Source organism: Rhodovulum strictum (genome assembly GCF_009649175.1).
Classification (GTDB): Bacteria; Pseudomonadota; Alphaproteobacteria; order Rhodobacterales; family Rhodobacteraceae; genus Rhodovulum; species Rhodovulum strictum.
This window is the reverse complement of record NZ_WJPO01000005.1, coordinates 1-14537: the sequence shown is the minus strand read 5'-3', so window position 1 is coordinate 14537 and position 14537 is coordinate 1. Positions and strand designations below refer to the sequence as shown.

The following is a 14537-nucleotide window of genomic DNA, read 5'->3' as shown; positions in this document are numbered from 1 at the left end:
GGCGGCCATTTTCCCTTTCGGGTGCCTTGCCTCAGCCATTACCCCTGCGCACGAAACGGGCGGCTTCGGCGGCGGCTGTGCGCAGCGCGCGGGCCTTGTTCACGGTTTCCTGCCATTCGGCCTCGGGGTCGCTGTCATAGACCACGCCGCCGCCCGCTTGGATATAGAGCTTGTCATCCTTGACGACAGCCGTGCGCAGCGCGATGCACATGTCCATCTCGCCCCCGGCCGAGAAATAGCCCACGCCGCCGCCATAGACGCCGCGCTTTTCAGGTTCCAGTTCGTCGATGATCTCCATCGCGCGGACCTTGGGCGCGCCGGACACCGTGCCCGCGGGCAGCCCGGCCAGCAGCGCCGACAGCGCATCCTCGCCTTCGCGGATCTCGCCCACCACGTTCGAGACGATATGCATGACATGCGAATAGCGCTCGATCACGAATTCCTCGGTCGGCCGCACGGTGCCGATCCTGGCCACGCGCCCCACATCGTTGCGACCCAGATCCAGCAGCATCAGATGTTCGGCCAGTTCCTTCTGATCGGCCAGCAGGTCGGCCTCATGGGCCTTGTCTTCCTCGGGCGTGGCGCCGCGCGGGCGGGTTCCGGCGATGGGCCGGATCGTCACCTGACCGTCGCGCAGCCGCACAAGGATTTCGGGGCTGGCGCCGATCACCTGGAAGCCGCCGAAATTGAAGAAGAACATGAAGGGCGAGGGATTCGTGCGCCGCAGGCTTCGGTACAGCGCAAAGGGCGGCAGCGGGAAATCCTGCGTCCAGCGCTGGGCGGGCACGACCTGAAAGATGTCGCCCGCGCGGATATATTCCTTGGCCTTTTCCACGGCGGCCATGTAGCCGTCCTTGGTGAAGTTCGAGACCGGCTCGCCCACCTCGCGCGCCTCGCCGAAATCGCGGGTTTCGGCTGGCACCGCGCGGTCAAGATCGCGCAGCGCGTCCATCACTCGCTCGGCGGCCTGGGCATAGGCCGCGCGCGCCGACAGCCCCGGTTCGGGCCGGGCGGGCGAGACCACCGTCACCTCGCCCTTGACCCCGTCCAGCACCGCGACGACCGAAGGGCGCAGCATCACCGCATCGGGCAGGCCCAGCGGGTCGGGATTGACATCGGGCAGCCGCTCGACCAGCCGGATCATGTCATAGCCCAGATAGCCGAACAGCCCCGCCGCGATGGGCGGCAGATCGTCGGGTATCTCTATCGCGCTTTCGGCCAGCACCGCGCGCAGCGTGTCCAGCGGGCTGCCCGCCATCGGTTCCCACGCATCCGCGTCGAACCGGGCGTGGCGGTTGACGCGGCTGGTTTCGCCCCGGCATTCCCAGATCAGGTCGGGTTTCAGGCCCACGACCGAATAGCGCCCGCGCACCTCGCCGCCGGTGACCGATTCCAGCATGAAGCTGTCGGTCCGCGCGCCTGCAAGCTTCAGCATCAGCGATACCGGCGTGTCCAGATCGGCGGCCAGCCTTGCATGGACCAGTTGCGCCTTGCCGGCATCATAGGCGGCCTCGAATGCCGCGAATTCGGGAACGATCTTCGCCATGGGCCTACCGGAACTGGGCGTGAACGGCGTTAAGCGCCGATTGGTCAAGCGTCAGGCCGGCGGCATTCACCAGTTCCTGCGCGAAATAGCCGTACAGATCCTGCGCCATGCCTTGCGCGGCCTGCGCGGCGATGGTCTCGCGCAGGAAGCCCGCGGCCAGGTCGTCGGGATCGGGCGGCAGGATCGCGTCCAGCCGGATCAGCCAGGCCCCTTCGCCCGCGGTGACGACGCGGGTTTCGCCCGGCGCGGCCATGTCGAACAGCGCCTCGCCCAGCGCCGGGGGCGTCAGCCCGCCCCGCGACAGCGCCGCCTCGGTCTCGACCGGATGGCCCAGCGCGTCGAACGCTTCGCCCGTTGCAACGCGGCCCGCAAGTGCGGCGGCCTGCCGGCCAAGACGTGCCCGCATCTCGGCCGCGCGCCAGTCGGCAGCGACCTCGGCGCGGACCTGGTCCAGCGGGCGCAGGGCGGGCGGCAGATCGGCGTCGAGCCGCAGCGCAAAGATGCCGCCATCCTCAAGTTCCAGAAGCTCGGGGAAATCGCCTGCGGCCAGATCGGCGGCCGCATCGCGGAAGGATTCATAGGCCGCGATGCCATCGGCGGGTTCGCCGGTAAAGTCGATGCGGCCAAGCTCCATCTCGGTCTCGGCGGCCAGATCCTCCAGCGTCGCCCCGGCGGCCAGACGGTCGTCGTAATCGTTGACCAGATCGCCGATCATCCGGGCTGCGCGGTCACGGATCGACTCGTCGACAAGCGCTTCGCGGGCATCCTCGAAGCTGGTCTCGCGCGCGGCCAGGATGCCGTTCACACGAAAGATCGCGGGGCCGATATCGGACAGGTGCGGGCCGGTCACGCCGGGGCCGTCCAGCGCAAAGACCGCCGCCCCCGCCGCGCCGCCGATGCCATGCTCGGTGACATCGCCCAGATCGACATCCGACAGACGCAGCCCGCGCGCCTCGACCGCCGCATCGAACGTGCTTTCCCCCGCCGTGATCGCCGCCATGGCGGCAGCGGCTTCTTCTTCGGTGGGGAAGACCAGTCGTTCCACCAGTCGGCGTTCGGGCTGCACGAACTCGTCGATCCGGTCCTCGTAAAGCTCGCGCAGCAGCGCCTCGTCAGGTTCGATCCGGTCCAGCATCATCTCGGGCGTCAGCCAGGCATAGGTGATCTGGCGGATGCTGGGCGCGGTATAGGCGGCGGGATTCGCCTGGTAATAGGCCGCGATCTCGGCTTCGGTCGGGTCGGGAACGGGGGCGTCCAGCGCGGCGGCGTCCAGCCGGATCAGGCTGGCGCTGCGCCGTTCGGCGATGAAGTTGTAAAGCGTGTCGGCATAGGTCTCGGGCTCGCCAAGTCCCGCCATCACGCCCGCCTGCAACAGCGAGCGGGCGGTATCCTTGCGGATCTGCGCCTCGAACTGGGCAACCGTCAGCCCGTTCTGTTGCAGCACGAAGCGATAGTTCTCGCGGTTGAACTGGCCATCCGTGCCCTGAAAGGCGGGCACCTCAAGCACCTCCTGGGCAACGCGCGCATCGCCCACCGAAATGCCGATCCGCCGGGTTTCGTTGTCCAGCGCGGCGTCCCCGATCAGGCGCGCGCGCACCTGGTCGACCAGCCCGCCCGCCTCGGCCTCGGCAAAGCCGACCACGCGGCCGGTGGCGGCCTGCTGGGCGTTCAACTCGCGCCGCAGCGCGCGGGCATAGGAATCGACGGCGATCTTTTCCTTGCCGACCGTGCCGATGGCGTCGATCGAGCCGCCGAAATTCGAGATGCCGAACCCGCCGAGCCCTAGGATCAACAGCCCCATCAGAACCCAGACGGCGGCCCGGGATGCCTGCTTGCCGACGGATTTGGACATGGGCTGCCTCCCTGCGCTGGCGCGTTTGGGAAGCTGTGTAGGGGTTTGCAGCCGCCCCCGCAAGCGTCAGGGGCGAAAGGCGGCCAGCCGCTGAAACAGCCGCGCAATGCCGTCGCGGTCGATATTGGCAAAGGCGATGCGCAACTGCCGGCGCGCGCCGGGATCGGTTTCGGGCTGGAACATCGTGCCGGGCAACAGCAGCACGCCCGCCCCGGCCACCAGGTTGCGGGCCAGCGCGTCGGACGGGATCGCAAAGGGATGCGCGGCATAGGCAAAATAGGCGCCCGCGCCCAGCAACCGCCAGCCCTCCAGCGTGGCGAACCCCGCCTCGATGGCCGCGCGGCGTTCCAGGATCTCGGCCCGTTCCCCCGCCAGCCATTGCCCGAGATTGCGCATCCCCCAAAGTGCCGCGCGCTGACCAAGCTGGTTGGGGCAGATCGCCACGGTGTCTAGGAATTTCTCGACCTCGGCCAGCCTGTCCTCATGCGCCACCATCGCGCCGACGCGGTGGCCGGTCAGCCGGTATGCCTTGGAAAAGGAATAAAGCTGGATCAGCGTATCGGCCCAGTCGGGATCGGCGAACAGATCGTGCGGCGCGCCCGTGCCGGAATGGAAATCGCGATAGGTCTCGTCCAGGATCAGCGCGATGCCGTGGCGGCGGCACAGCGCCATGAAATCGGCGATCAGTGCGGCGGGATACTCGACGCCCGCGGGATTGTTCGGCGTGACCAGAATGATGGCCCGGGTGCGTTCCGTGATGAGCTGGGCGGCGTTCCGGATTTCGGGCACAAGGCTGTCGCCGGTGGGCAGCGGCACGGCCCGGATCCCGGCCATGTCCAGCCACATCTTGTGATTGAAATACCACGGCGTCGGCAGGATCACCTCGTCCCCGTCGCCCGCAAGCGTCGCCATCGCCGCGCAGAACGCCTGGTTGCAGCCCTGCGTGATCGCGACCTGTTGCGCCGAGATCCGGCCGCCATAGCTGGCCGACCATTGCGCCGCCACTTCCGCGCGCAGGTCGGGCAGGCCAAGGACAGGGCCGTAAAGATGCGCCCCCGGATCGGTCAGCGCGGCCTCGGCAATCGCCTGGCGCAGGGCCTCGGGCGGGGGCTCCATCGGGGCGGCCTGGCTGACATTGATCAGCGGCCGGTCATCGGGAAACGCCACCCCTGCAACCAGCGCCGCGCCTCCATCACCGGGGGCGCAAAGGTGGTGGCCATGCGCGGGTTCAGCGGGCGCGGCATGGATCAGGCGCCCCGGTAGGGTTCCACATATTGCAGCGCCATGTCCCAGGGGAAGAAGATCCAGGTATCCTGGCTGACCTCGGTGATGAAGGTATCGACCATCGGCCGGCCCTTAGGCTTGGCATAGACGGTCGCGACATGCGCCTTGGGCATCAACTGGCGCACCACTTCCAGCGTGCGGCCGGTATCGACCAGATCATCGACGATCAGAACGCCGGTGCCGTCACCCACCAGACCCATGTCGGGGGTCTTGATGACATGCGGCGCGGTCTGGGTCTGGTGGTTGTAGGATTTCACGCTGATCGTGTCGACGATGCGGATATCCAGCTCGCGCGCCACGATCATCGCGGGCGCCATGCCGCCCCGCGTGATCGCCACCACCGCCCGCCAGCCGCCGCCATCCGGCCCCTGACCGTCCAGCCGCCACGCCAGCGCACGCGCGTCGCGGTGAAGCTGGTCCCAGCTGACGTGAAAGCCCTTTTCATGCGGCAGACGGTCGGAGGGCGACATGGCAGGTTCCTTTCGGGGGATGTCAGGGGATCACTTGCGCCCGGTGACCGCGTCGATATCGGGCGCGTCCACGGCCTTCATGCCGACGACGTGATAGCCCGCATCGACATGGTGCACCTCGCCGGTGACGCCGCTGCCCAGATCGGACAGCAGGTAAAGCGCCGACTTGCCCACCTCGTCCTGGCTGACATTGCGCCGCAGCGGCGAGTTCAGCTCGTTCCACTTCATGATGTAGCGGAAATCCCCGATGCCCGAGGCCGCCAGCGTCTTAATCGGCCCGGCGCTGATCGCGTTCACGCGGATGCCGTCCTTGCCCAGATCCTCGGCCAGGTAGCGCACGCTCGCCTCCAGCGCGGCCTTGGCAACACCCATCACGTTGTAATGCGGCATCACCCGCTCGGCGCCGTAATAGGTCAGCGTCAGCGCCGAGCCGCCCTCGGTCATCATCCGTGCGGCGCGCTGGACGACGGCGGTGAACGAGAACACCGAGATATCCATCGTCATCGCGAAATTGTCGCGCGTGGTATCGACATAGCGGCCGCGAAGCTGTTCCTTGTCGGAAAAGCCGATGGCGTGGACGATGAAATCCAGCCGGTCCCAGCGCTGGCCAAGCGCGTCGAACAGCCTGTCCAGCGACGCTTCCTCGGACACGTCGCATTCCAGCACGATATCGGTGCCAAGGCTTGCCGCCAGCGGCTCGACCCGCTTCTTCAGCGCCTCGCCCTGGTACGAGAACGCCAGTTCCGCGCCCTGCGCCGCACAATGCTGCGCGATGCCCCAGGCGATGGACTTGTCGTTCGCAAGCCCCATGATGAGACCGCGCTTGCCTTCCATGAGTTTCGTTGACATCCGGCGTCCCTCGACCACCTTGCAATAAGTTGACGTGGGTGTAGGGCAATTGCACCGACCCATCAAGACCGCCACGACACGCGGCAGGAGCACGAAGACATGACCGACAGGCAGGGGATCTTCGCGGGCGACGACCCGTTCGCGATCGCACGGGACTGGCTGGCCGAGGCGGTGCGGACCGAGCCGAACGATCCCGACGCGATCGCGCTGGCCACCGTCGATGCCGCGGGAATGCCCAATGTGCGCATGGTCCTTCTGCGCGAGATCGAGCCGGATGCCTTCGTGTTCTACACGAACTACCAAAGCGCGAAGGGCACCGAGATTTCTGCAACCGGCAAGGCCGCTTTCGTGTTACATTGGAAGTCGTTGAGGCGTCAGGTGCGGGTGCGCGGGGTGACCGAACGCGAGGAGGGCGACAAGGCAGATGCCTATTATGCGTCGCGGGCGCTGCAAAGCCGGCTTGGCGCCTGGGCCTCGCAGCAATCGCGCCCGCTTGGCTCGCGGGGCGCCTTGATGGCCGATGTTGCGCGGGTGACCGCGCAGAAGGGGATGACACCGGGCCGCCCGCCGTTCTGGGGCGGAATCCGGCTGCGGCCGCTGGAAATCGAGTTCTGGGCCGACGGGGCGTTCCGTCTGCATGACCGGTTCCGCTGGCGGCGAGAGACGGTTCGCGGAGCGTGGGACATAGTAAGATTGTACCCCTGAAAGCAGCCCGCGGGACGGGCAGGCGGCGCCCGGCGGTCCGGGAATTGCCTTGCATCGCGGCGGCGGTCTATGAAATGGGAGTGCAGGGGGGGTGATCGGTTCATCCGGTTAGGGGATCATGACCAGGGAAAACGATACGCCACCCCGACGGGTGGAGGGGCATGTGAAATGGTTCGACCCGACCAAGGGGTTCGGGTTCGTGGTGGCCGGGACGGGCGGCCCTGATATCCTGCTTCATGCCAATGTCCTGCGGAATTTCGGGCAAAGCTCGGTGTCGGACGGGGCGGGCGTCGAGCTTCTGGTGCAAGAGACGGCGCGGGGCTTGCAGGCGACCGAGATCCTGCGCATCGACCCGCCCGCCCTGGGCGATACCCAGCTTTTCGAGGATGCGCTGCGCCTTGAACCCGAGGAACTGGCGGCGCTGCCGCTTGAACCGGCGCGGGTCAAGTGGTTCGACAAGTCCAAGGGCTTCGGCTTTGCCAATGTGTTCGGCCGCAATCAGGACGTGTTCGTTCATATCGAGGTGTTGCGCCGGTCCGGTCTGGCCGATCTGCAACCGGGCGAGGCAATCGCGATCCGCGTGACCGAAGGCCAGCGCGGGCAACTGGCGGTGATGGTGGGGCCATGGGAAAGCGCAGTTTCCTCCACTTCGCGGGACTGATCGCGGCGCTGGTGCTGGCCATGGCCGGTGCCGCGCGCGCGCAATGCGACGGCACCCGCGTCGATCTGCGCGGCGACTGGGGCAGCGCGCGCTTCACGGTCGAGATCGCCGATTCCGAGGAAACGCGCGCGCGCGGGCTCATGCATCGCGAGACGCTGCCCGCCTGGGCGGGGATGCTGTTCGTCTATGACCATCCCCAGCGCGTGGCCTTCTGGATGAAGGACACGCTGATCCCGCTCGACATGCTGTTTCTCGATCCCGAGGGCCGCGTGCTGAAGGTGCATCAGAATGCCCGCCCGCTGGACCGCACGCCGATCGACGGGGGCGAGGGGGTTCAGGCGGTGCTGGAAATCAATGGCGGGCTGGCGGATCGGCTGGGGATCGGCCCGGGCAGCGAGTTGCGCCACCCCGCCTTTGGCCCGGATGCGGCCTGGCCCTGTCCCTAATTCGCTTCCCTTGTGTCGCGGCGGGCGCTATGAGGCGCGCACGGGGCGTAGCGCAGCTTGGTAGCGCGTCGGTTTTGGGTACCGAAGGCCGTGGGTTCGAATCCCGCCGCCCCGACCAGCCCCTTTCAGGGTCCGCAGGACGCCCGATTCCCGCGCAGATGCCACCCAAGGCATCCGCGTTAACCCCTTGAGCCCGCGTTAATTTTCCTTACCGGTGTAGGGCCTGTCCCGGATGCGCGCCACAACCTTGGCGTGTAAGTCCCTCTATCCGTGCGGTTTTCCCCATCCGCCCCGATCCGGAGCAACGCCGCCCGCTGGCGGTGAATCGCCCGACCCGGACTCGCTTGCGCGGTCAAGCCGAAAAACTTGGGGACGAGTATGAAATTTCCGTTGACCAATTATGGCGATCTACGTCAATTTGTGTTGGCTGAGCGCAGGAACACAATATCTAGTGTCAGCGTAGAGCGGGACAGGACAGCAGACAGATGGCGCAGCCCGGGCAACGGGCGCGCGACCCGGCGGCGAGGGGCGGCCGGGGTCAGGATGTCCTTTCCCGATGGCAGGGAATTCGCGGATGGGGCGCCCTTGCCCCCGGCTCGCGACAGAAGGAACGGGGCAGACAGATGAAGATCGAACGCAAATTCACCACCGAAGCGACCGCCGCCTATGGCGCGATCGAGTTCACCACCACCACCTCGGAGATCCGCAATCCCGATGGCACCGTGGTCTTTCGTCTGGATGCCGTCGAGGTGCCCGCAGGCTGGAGCCAGGTCGCCAGCGACGTGATCGCGCAGAAATACTTCCGCAAGGCGGGCGTGCCCGCGCGGCTCAAGCGCGTGCGCGAAAAGGACGTGCCCGAGTTCCTCTGGCGCTCGGTCCCCGACGAGGCGGCGCTGGCCGATCTGCCCGAGGAGGCCCGCTTCGGCGGCGAAACCTCGGCCAAGCAGGTCTTTGACCGGATGGCGGGCGCCTGGGCCTATTGGGGCTGGAAGGGCGGCTATTTCACCACCGAGTCCGACGCCCGCGCCTATTACGACGAAATGCGCTACATGCTGGCCACCCAGATGGCCGCGCCGAACAGCCCGCAATGGTTCAACACGGGGCTGCACTGGGCCTATGGCATCGACGGTCCGGGGCAGGGGCATTTCTATGTCGACTGGAAGACCGGCAAGCTGACCCGGTCGGCCTCGGCCTATGAACACCCGCAGCCGCATGCCTGCTTCATCCAGTCGATCAAGGACGACCTGGTGAACGAGGGCGGCATCATGGACCTGTGGGTGCGCGAGGCGCGGCTGTTCAAGTACGGCTCGGGCACCGGCACCAATTTTTCCAGCCTGCGCGCCGAGGGCGAGAAACTCTCGGGCGGCGGCAAGTCTTCGGGCCTGATGGGCTTCCTGCGCATCGGCGACCGGGCGGCGGGCGCGATCAAGTCGGGCGGCACCACGCGGCGCGCGGCCAAGATGGTGATCTGCGACATGGATCACCCCGATATCGAGCAGTTCATCAACTGGAAGGTCATCGAGGAACAGAAGGTCGCCAGCCTCGTTGCGGGCTCGAAGATGCACGAAAAGCACCTGAACGCGATCTTCGCCGCGATCCGGGCCTGGGACGGCAAGGAAGCCAGCGCCTATGACCCCGCGGCGAACGAGGGGCTGAAAGCCGCGATCCGCGCCGCGAAAAAGGCACTGATCCCCGAAGCCTATGTCAAGCGCGTGCTGGATTACGCACGCCAGGGCTATGCCTCGATCGAGTTCCCGACCTATGACACCGACTGGGATAGCGACGCCTATGCCACCGTGTCGGGCCAGAACTCGAACAACTCGGTGCGCGTGACCGACGCCTTCCTGCGCGCCGTGCGCGAGGATGCCGATTGGGAACTGGTACGCCGCACCGATGGCAAGGTCGCCAAGACCGTCAAGGCGCGCGATCTCTGGGCGCAGGTGGGCCATGCCGCCTGGTCCTGCGCCGATCCGGGCATCCAGTTCCACGACACGATCAACGGCTGGCACACCTGCCCCGAGGATGGCGAGATCCGCGCCTCGAACCCCTGTTCGGAATACATGTTCCTCGATGACACGGCCTGCAACCTGGCCTCGATGAACCTGCTGACCTTCCAGGGCGACGGCGTGTTCCGGGCCGAGGATTACATCCACGCCACCCGTCTGTGGACGCTGACGCTGGAAATCAGCGTGATGATGGCGCAGTTCCCGTCCAAGGAAATCGCCCAGCTTTCCTATGATTTCCGCACGCTGGGGCTTGGCTACGCCAATATCGGCGGGCTTCTGATGAACATGGGTCTGGGCTATGACTCGCCCGAGGGCCGCGCGTTGTGCGGGGCGCTGACCGCGATCCTGACCGGCATCGCCTATGCCACCTCGGCCGAGATTGCGGGCGAACTTGGCGCCTTCCCGGGCCATGCGCGCAATGCCGATCACATGCTGCGCGTCATCCGCAACCACCGCCGCGCCGCCCATGGCCAGACCGAAGGCTACGAAGGGCTGGCCGTCAGCCCGGTCGCCCTCGATCACGCCAATTGCCCCGATGCCCGCCTGATCGAGCTGGCCCGCGGCGCCTGGGACGAGGCGCTGGCGCTGGGCGAAAGGCATGGCTACCGCAACGCGCAGGTCAGCGTGATCGCGCCCACCGGCACGATCGGGCTGGTGATGGATTGCGACACCACCGGGATCGAGCCCGATTTCGCGCTGGTCAAGTTCAAGAAGCTGGCCGGCGGCGGCTATTTCAAGATCATCAACCGCTCGGTGCCCGCCGCGCTGGAAACGCTGGGCTACGCTCCGGCGCAGATCGAGGAAATCGTCGCCCATGCGGTCGGCCACGGCTCGATCGGCAATTGCCCCGGCATCAACCACACCGCGCTGATCGGCCATGGTTTCGGCCGGGCGGAACTGGACAAGATCGAGGCCGCGCTGCCCTCGGCCTTCGACATCCGCTTCGTCTTCAACCAGTGGACCCTGGGCGAGGCATTCTGCAAGGAAGTGCTCGGCATCCCGGCCGAAAAGCTGAACGATCCCGGCTTCGACATGCTGCGCCATCTGGGCTTCAGCAAGGCCGAGATCGACGCCGCCAACGACCATGTCTGCGGAACCATGACGCTTGAGGGCGCCCCGCATCTCGACCCCGCGCATTACCATGTCTTCGACTGCGCCAATCCCTGCGGCAAGAAGGGTAGGCGATTCCTGTCCGTCGACAGCCACATCCGCATGATGGCCGCGGCGCAAAGCTTCATCTCGGGCGCGATCTCGAAGACGATCAACATGCCCAACGATGCCAGCATCGAGGATTGCCTGAACGCCTATGAACTGTCCTGGTCGCTGGGGGTCAAGGCCAACGCGCTCTATCGCGACGGTTCGAAACTCAGCCAACCGCTGGCCGCCAGCCTCGTCGAGGATGACGAGGAAGCCGAGGAAATCCTGGCCACCGGCACCCCCGCCGAAAAGGCCCAGGTCATCGCCGAGAAGATCGTCGAAAAGGTCATCGTCAAGGAAATCGTCCGCTCGCATCGCGAAAAGCTGCCCGAACGGCGCAAGGGCTACACGCAAAAGGCCATTGTCGGCGGCCACAAGGTCTATCTGCGCACCGGCGAATATGCCGATGGATCCTTGGGCGAGATCTTCATCGACATGCACAAGGAAGGCGCGGGTTTCCGCGCGATGATGAACAATTTCGCCATCGCCGTCAGCGTGGGCCTGCAATACGGCGTGCCGCTCGAGGAATTCGTCGAGGCATTTACCTTCACCCGGTTCGAGCCCGCGGGCATCGTGCAGGGCAACGAGACGATCAAGAACGCGACCTCGATCCTCGATTACATCTTCCGCGAACTGGCGGTCAGCTATCTCGACCGGACAGATCTGGCCCATGTCAAGCCGCTGGGCGCGGCCTTCGACGATCTGGGCGGCGGCGATGCCGAGGGCAAGCCGAACGTGAAGCCGGTTTCGGAAAGCGCGGCCTCGAAATCGCTTGAGGTGCTGCGCCAGATCAGCTCGACCGGCTATCTGCGCAAGCGGCTGCCGCAGGAACTGGTGGTGCTGCAAGGCGGGGTCGGCGCCACCGCGCTGGATGCCTCCGACCCGCTGGCCGCGGTCGCGGGCTTCGCGCCCCAGACCGGCACCGCCACCGCCGTCGCCGCCCTCGACCCCCGCGCCAAGGCCCGCATGCAGGGCTACGAGGGCGACCCCTGCGGCGAATGCGGCAACTACACGCTGGTCCGCAACGGCACCTGCCTGAAATGCAACACCTGCGGGGCGACGAGCGGGTGTAGCTGAGAGATTGAGGGTCGTGGGGATCGGTGTTGCAGCACCGACCCCCGGCCCATCCCGCAATCATTTGGCACGCTGCGGGACAAGCAAGTTCGGCCCTTTCCGGGTCGACCGAGCCAAGAAAGACCAAGGACGGACGAGCGGATCAATAGCGTGCTGAGAAATACAGGACTTACCCACTGAAAACTTGGGTGACCTGTGGATTGAACACGAGGAAAACGAAATGAAAAACGCCCTCGCTCCCCGGATCGTACAGATCGAGGATAACAGGCAGACTCCGTACAGATTCGAAGTCTACGGTATCGACGAGGCACCCTCTGGTCGGAATGTGGTCTACATGTTCTGCATTGCGTGGCTTGTCGGGTACTCGCCGCTCTACATCGGACGCGCCGAGGATCTGAGCAAGCGATTGGCCAATCACGAACGCAAAGACCAAGCCAAGGCAAGGGGTGCTTCGGCGCTGCTGGTCCATCGGCCGGGGCTCTTGGACTACGTACAGTACAAAGAGGCGGAGATCAGGCTAATCCAGAGCTTCAACCCGTCCCTAAATGTCCAGCACAACGCGCTTGGCGGGTTGTTCTTATCGACAAGCTGAACAAATCCCGGGGCGGGTGCGCTCGTCCCTGACGTGGCCCGCGCCGCAGGCAAGAAACGGGCGGTACAAGATGAGTGCCGGTCACGAAACTGGGCCTCCTCGGGGGCCCTTTCTTTCGTGATCGTGCACCGTGCCTGTCGGCGGCCTCGATCGCGTTGCGCGTGAACGGCAAGGTTCTGCTGCATGCCGGGGGGGCTGCGCCAGCCGTCCCGATTCCGTGGCCTGCCATGCCGGGAACCCCGTTGCCGTGACCAGAGCGTGACGGGCCGGTTCGCAGGTTACCCCGTCACAGCGTAAGTCATTGTAAATATAGATTTTTCAGTGGCGCACCCGACAGGTTGTTCATCGCCCGTCACATGCGTCGCCTCAGCTCGTAGCCTCAGCAAAACAAGGGCTATCAGGCTTCGGCTGGGACCGTCAACAGGCGCATCTTGTGCTACGGCTTGTGCTACGGCAGCGGAGAGCCGCTGAGACGAGCTGTGAGGGCTGATGCCCGCCCCCGGTGTCTTGGGCCATCGGCTGAGAAGATCAGCCTCTCCGACTCTCCCAGAGCCTGTAGCAGCCATCCTGCCATGGTCAGTCACCCCACCCCATGGGGGGAAACCGAGGCCTGGCCAGCATCGGTAGGGCACTGAGGGGTGCGACCCCTAAACATGCCGGGTTTGGGTGGGAGGGGGGAAGGAGACCCCGCAGCCTTCGCTTATGGGTCCCCCTATGGGGAGCTTTAGCTACCTCCTGTAGGGTCATGCTGTAGGGTAGCATCTCCCTCCTCCTTCCCATCACCCCCAAGCCTCAGGCTGCAAGCAGCAGCTCCTCCTCTGCCTCGACCACAGCCTCGTCCTCGGCTTCATCACTGGCTTCGAGCTGGTCCTTGGTGATGAGGTCTACCACCCCCTCCTGTCCCGTCCTCTTCTTGAAGACCTCCAGCATGACAGCCTTGGCTTGGGCTGCAGCTGAGGCTGGGACGAGGATGGCGTCATGAATGGGGAGGGCGACAATCCCCATGCCCTTGAGGACAAGCAGAACCTCGACAAGGATTTCGCTTTCGAGGAACTGGCAGCGGTGACCGATGCCGTTGAAGAAGCTGTCCGCGATCTCGGGGTGTGCCGCCATGATGGCTTCTGTCACGTCGCCGATCTTCACTGACTTCGGGAAGAGATGCCGGGTGTCCTGTGGGAAGCGCGAAATCGGGGCTTCAACGAAGAGCATCGAGGACGCGACCTTCTTGATGCCGGGGCGATGCTCCTCGAAGCAGGGTATGGCGTATAGGTCATCCATGCTCGGGACCTTTCCTGCCAGCGCGTAGACCAGACGCGGCATGACCTGCCCGTAGTCCAGCTCGACAACTTCCTCACCGTTGATCCTGAGATGGGCAATGCTGCTCCCAGTCAGGCCCCGCTCGATCAGGACGTCCCTGAACCGGGTGGCATCCCCCTTCGTGTAGGCAAGCAAATCCTTGTCGCCGCAGATGTCGATGACATAGCCGCAGGACCTCTCGGTGGTTCGTTGAAATGCTCCGCCCCGGTTCCTGCCCTTGACCCGAAGGTAAATGCCGACTGCCTCTGACAGCTTCACTGCAGCCCCAGTATGCACGGCAGTTTCAACCGATGGCGCCGAGGGTGTCGCCGATTGCAACCGGAGCAGATGCTTCCCCGGAAGATCGCGGTCTTTGACCCGCAGGTGAAACCAATACTCATCGAGTTGTTGCGCTGCCCTCGCTGCCCTCGAAGCAGCAACGGACGCAGACCGGGTGCGCAGCGAATAGGCGATCTGGCCGCGGTCGTGTCTCGGAATTGGTGGAAATTTGAAGGCGGCGTAATCTCCGGGTGAACATCCACCCACCCATCCGGCGGCG

At 65.6% G+C, this 14537-nt stretch carries 10 protein-coding genes, 1 tRNA gene and 1 pseudogene; 6 read left to right on the top strand and 6 right to left on the bottom strand.

Annotated features, from left to right (window positions below):
• Window positions 1-31 precede the first annotated feature (31 nt).
• The 5 genes and pseudogenes from trpE to fabI form a co-directional block, all read right to left on the bottom strand.
• Complete coding sequence (gene trpE / locus GH815_RS04880; RefSeq protein ID WP_153747639.1) at window positions 32-1546, bottom strand: anthranilate synthase component I; 1515 nt, start codon at window positions 1544-1546, stop codon at window positions 32-34.
• Between the two features lie 4 nt (window positions 1547-1550).
• Entirely contained in the window at window positions 1551-3398 is a 1848-nt protein-coding gene (locus tag GH815_RS04875; RefSeq protein ID WP_153747638.1) for a SurA N-terminal domain-containing protein, read from the bottom strand.
• Between the two features lie 66 nt (window positions 3399-3464).
• Window positions 3465-4642 (bottom strand): annotated as a pseudogene (locus GH815_RS04870) (aminotransferase).
• A 3-nt stretch (window positions 4643-4645) separates the two neighbouring features.
• On the bottom strand, window positions 4646-5152 hold the full coding sequence (gene gpt / locus GH815_RS04865) for a xanthine phosphoribosyltransferase (protein ID WP_153747637.1): 507 nt from the start codon (window positions 5150-5152) through the stop codon (window positions 4646-4648).
• A gap of 30 nt (window positions 5153-5182) precedes the next feature.
• Window positions 5183-6001, bottom strand: a complete 819-nt coding sequence (gene fabI, locus GH815_RS04860; RefSeq protein WP_153747636.1) for an enoyl-ACP reductase FabI — start codon at window positions 5999-6001, stop codon at window positions 5183-5185.
• A gap of 48 nt (window positions 6002-6049) precedes the next feature.
• Between fabI and pdxH the strand changes: the two genes are divergently transcribed.
• The 6 genes from pdxH to GH815_RS04830 all read left to right on the top strand — a co-directional run bounded on the left by pdxH (window position 6050) and on the right by GH815_RS04830 (window position 12682).
• Window positions 6050-6706: a pyridoxamine 5'-phosphate oxidase gene (pdxH, locus tag GH815_RS04855; protein WP_343030670.1), complete on the top strand. Its 657-nt coding sequence runs from the start codon at window positions 6050-6052 to the stop codon at window positions 6704-6706.
• Between the two features lie 118 nt (window positions 6707-6824).
• The gene (locus tag GH815_RS04850) at window positions 6825-7367 is read left to right on the top strand and encodes a cold-shock protein (RefSeq protein ID WP_153747634.1); all 543 of its coding nucleotides are present in this window, start codon (window positions 6825-6827) and stop codon (window positions 7365-7367) included.
• Complete coding sequence (locus tag GH815_RS04845; protein ID WP_153747633.1) at window positions 7331-7813, top strand: DUF192 domain-containing protein; 483 nt, start codon at window positions 7331-7333, stop codon at window positions 7811-7813. The genes GH815_RS04850 and GH815_RS04845 overlap by 37 nt, the downstream gene beginning before the upstream one ends.
• 41 nt (window positions 7814-7854) lie before the next feature.
• Window positions 7855-7931 (top strand) — tRNA-Pro (locus tag GH815_RS04840).
• Between the two features lie 505 nt (window positions 7932-8436).
• Window positions 8437-12093 carry a vitamin B12-dependent ribonucleotide reductase gene (locus GH815_RS04835; protein ID WP_153747632.1) on the top strand — a complete coding sequence of 1219 codons (3657 nt, stop codon included), beginning with the start codon at window positions 8437-8439 and terminating at the stop codon, window positions 12091-12093.
• 217 nt (window positions 12094-12310) lie between these two features.
• Window positions 12311-12682: a GIY-YIG nuclease family protein gene (locus GH815_RS04830; RefSeq protein WP_153747631.1), complete on the top strand. Its 372-nt coding sequence runs from the start codon at window positions 12311-12313 to the stop codon at window positions 12680-12682.
• Between the two features lie 792 nt (window positions 12683-13474).
• Here GH815_RS04830 and GH815_RS04825 read toward each other — a convergent pair.
• Window positions 13475-14537, bottom strand: a 1063-nt coding sequence (locus tag GH815_RS04825; RefSeq protein ID WP_343030662.1) for a DUF6538 domain-containing protein, incomplete at its 5' end; no start/stop codon positions are given.

Bases quoted from the DNA above. Each gene is read 5' to 3' on its own strand.
- GH815_RS04845 (WP_153747633.1), top strand. From the start codon at position 7,331: ATGGGAAAGCGCAGTTTCCTCCACTTCGCGGGACTGATCGCGGCGCTG.
- trpE (WP_153747639.1), bottom strand. From the start codon at position 1,546: ATGGCGAAGATCGTTCCCGAATTCGCGGCATTCGAGGCCGCCTATGAT.
- fabI (WP_153747636.1), bottom strand. From the start codon at position 6,001: ATGTCAACGAAACTCATGGAAGGCAAGCGCGGTCTCATCATGGGGCTT.
- GH815_RS04835 (WP_153747632.1), top strand. From the start codon at position 8,437: ATGAAGATCGAACGCAAATTCACCACCGAAGCGACCGCCGCCTATGGC.
- GH815_RS04850 (WP_153747634.1), top strand. From the start codon at position 6,825: ATGACCAGGGAAAACGATACGCCACCCCGACGGGTGGAGGGGCATGTG.
- GH815_RS04830 (WP_153747631.1), top strand. From the start codon at position 12,311: ATGAAAAACGCCCTCGCTCCCCGGATCGTACAGATCGAGGATAACAGG.
- gpt (WP_153747637.1), bottom strand. From the start codon at position 5,152: ATGTCGCCCTCCGACCGTCTGCCGCATGAAAAGGGCTTTCACGTCAGC.
- GH815_RS04875 (WP_153747638.1), bottom strand. From the start codon at position 3,398: ATGTCCAAATCCGTCGGCAAGCAGGCATCCCGGGCCGCCGTCTGGGTT.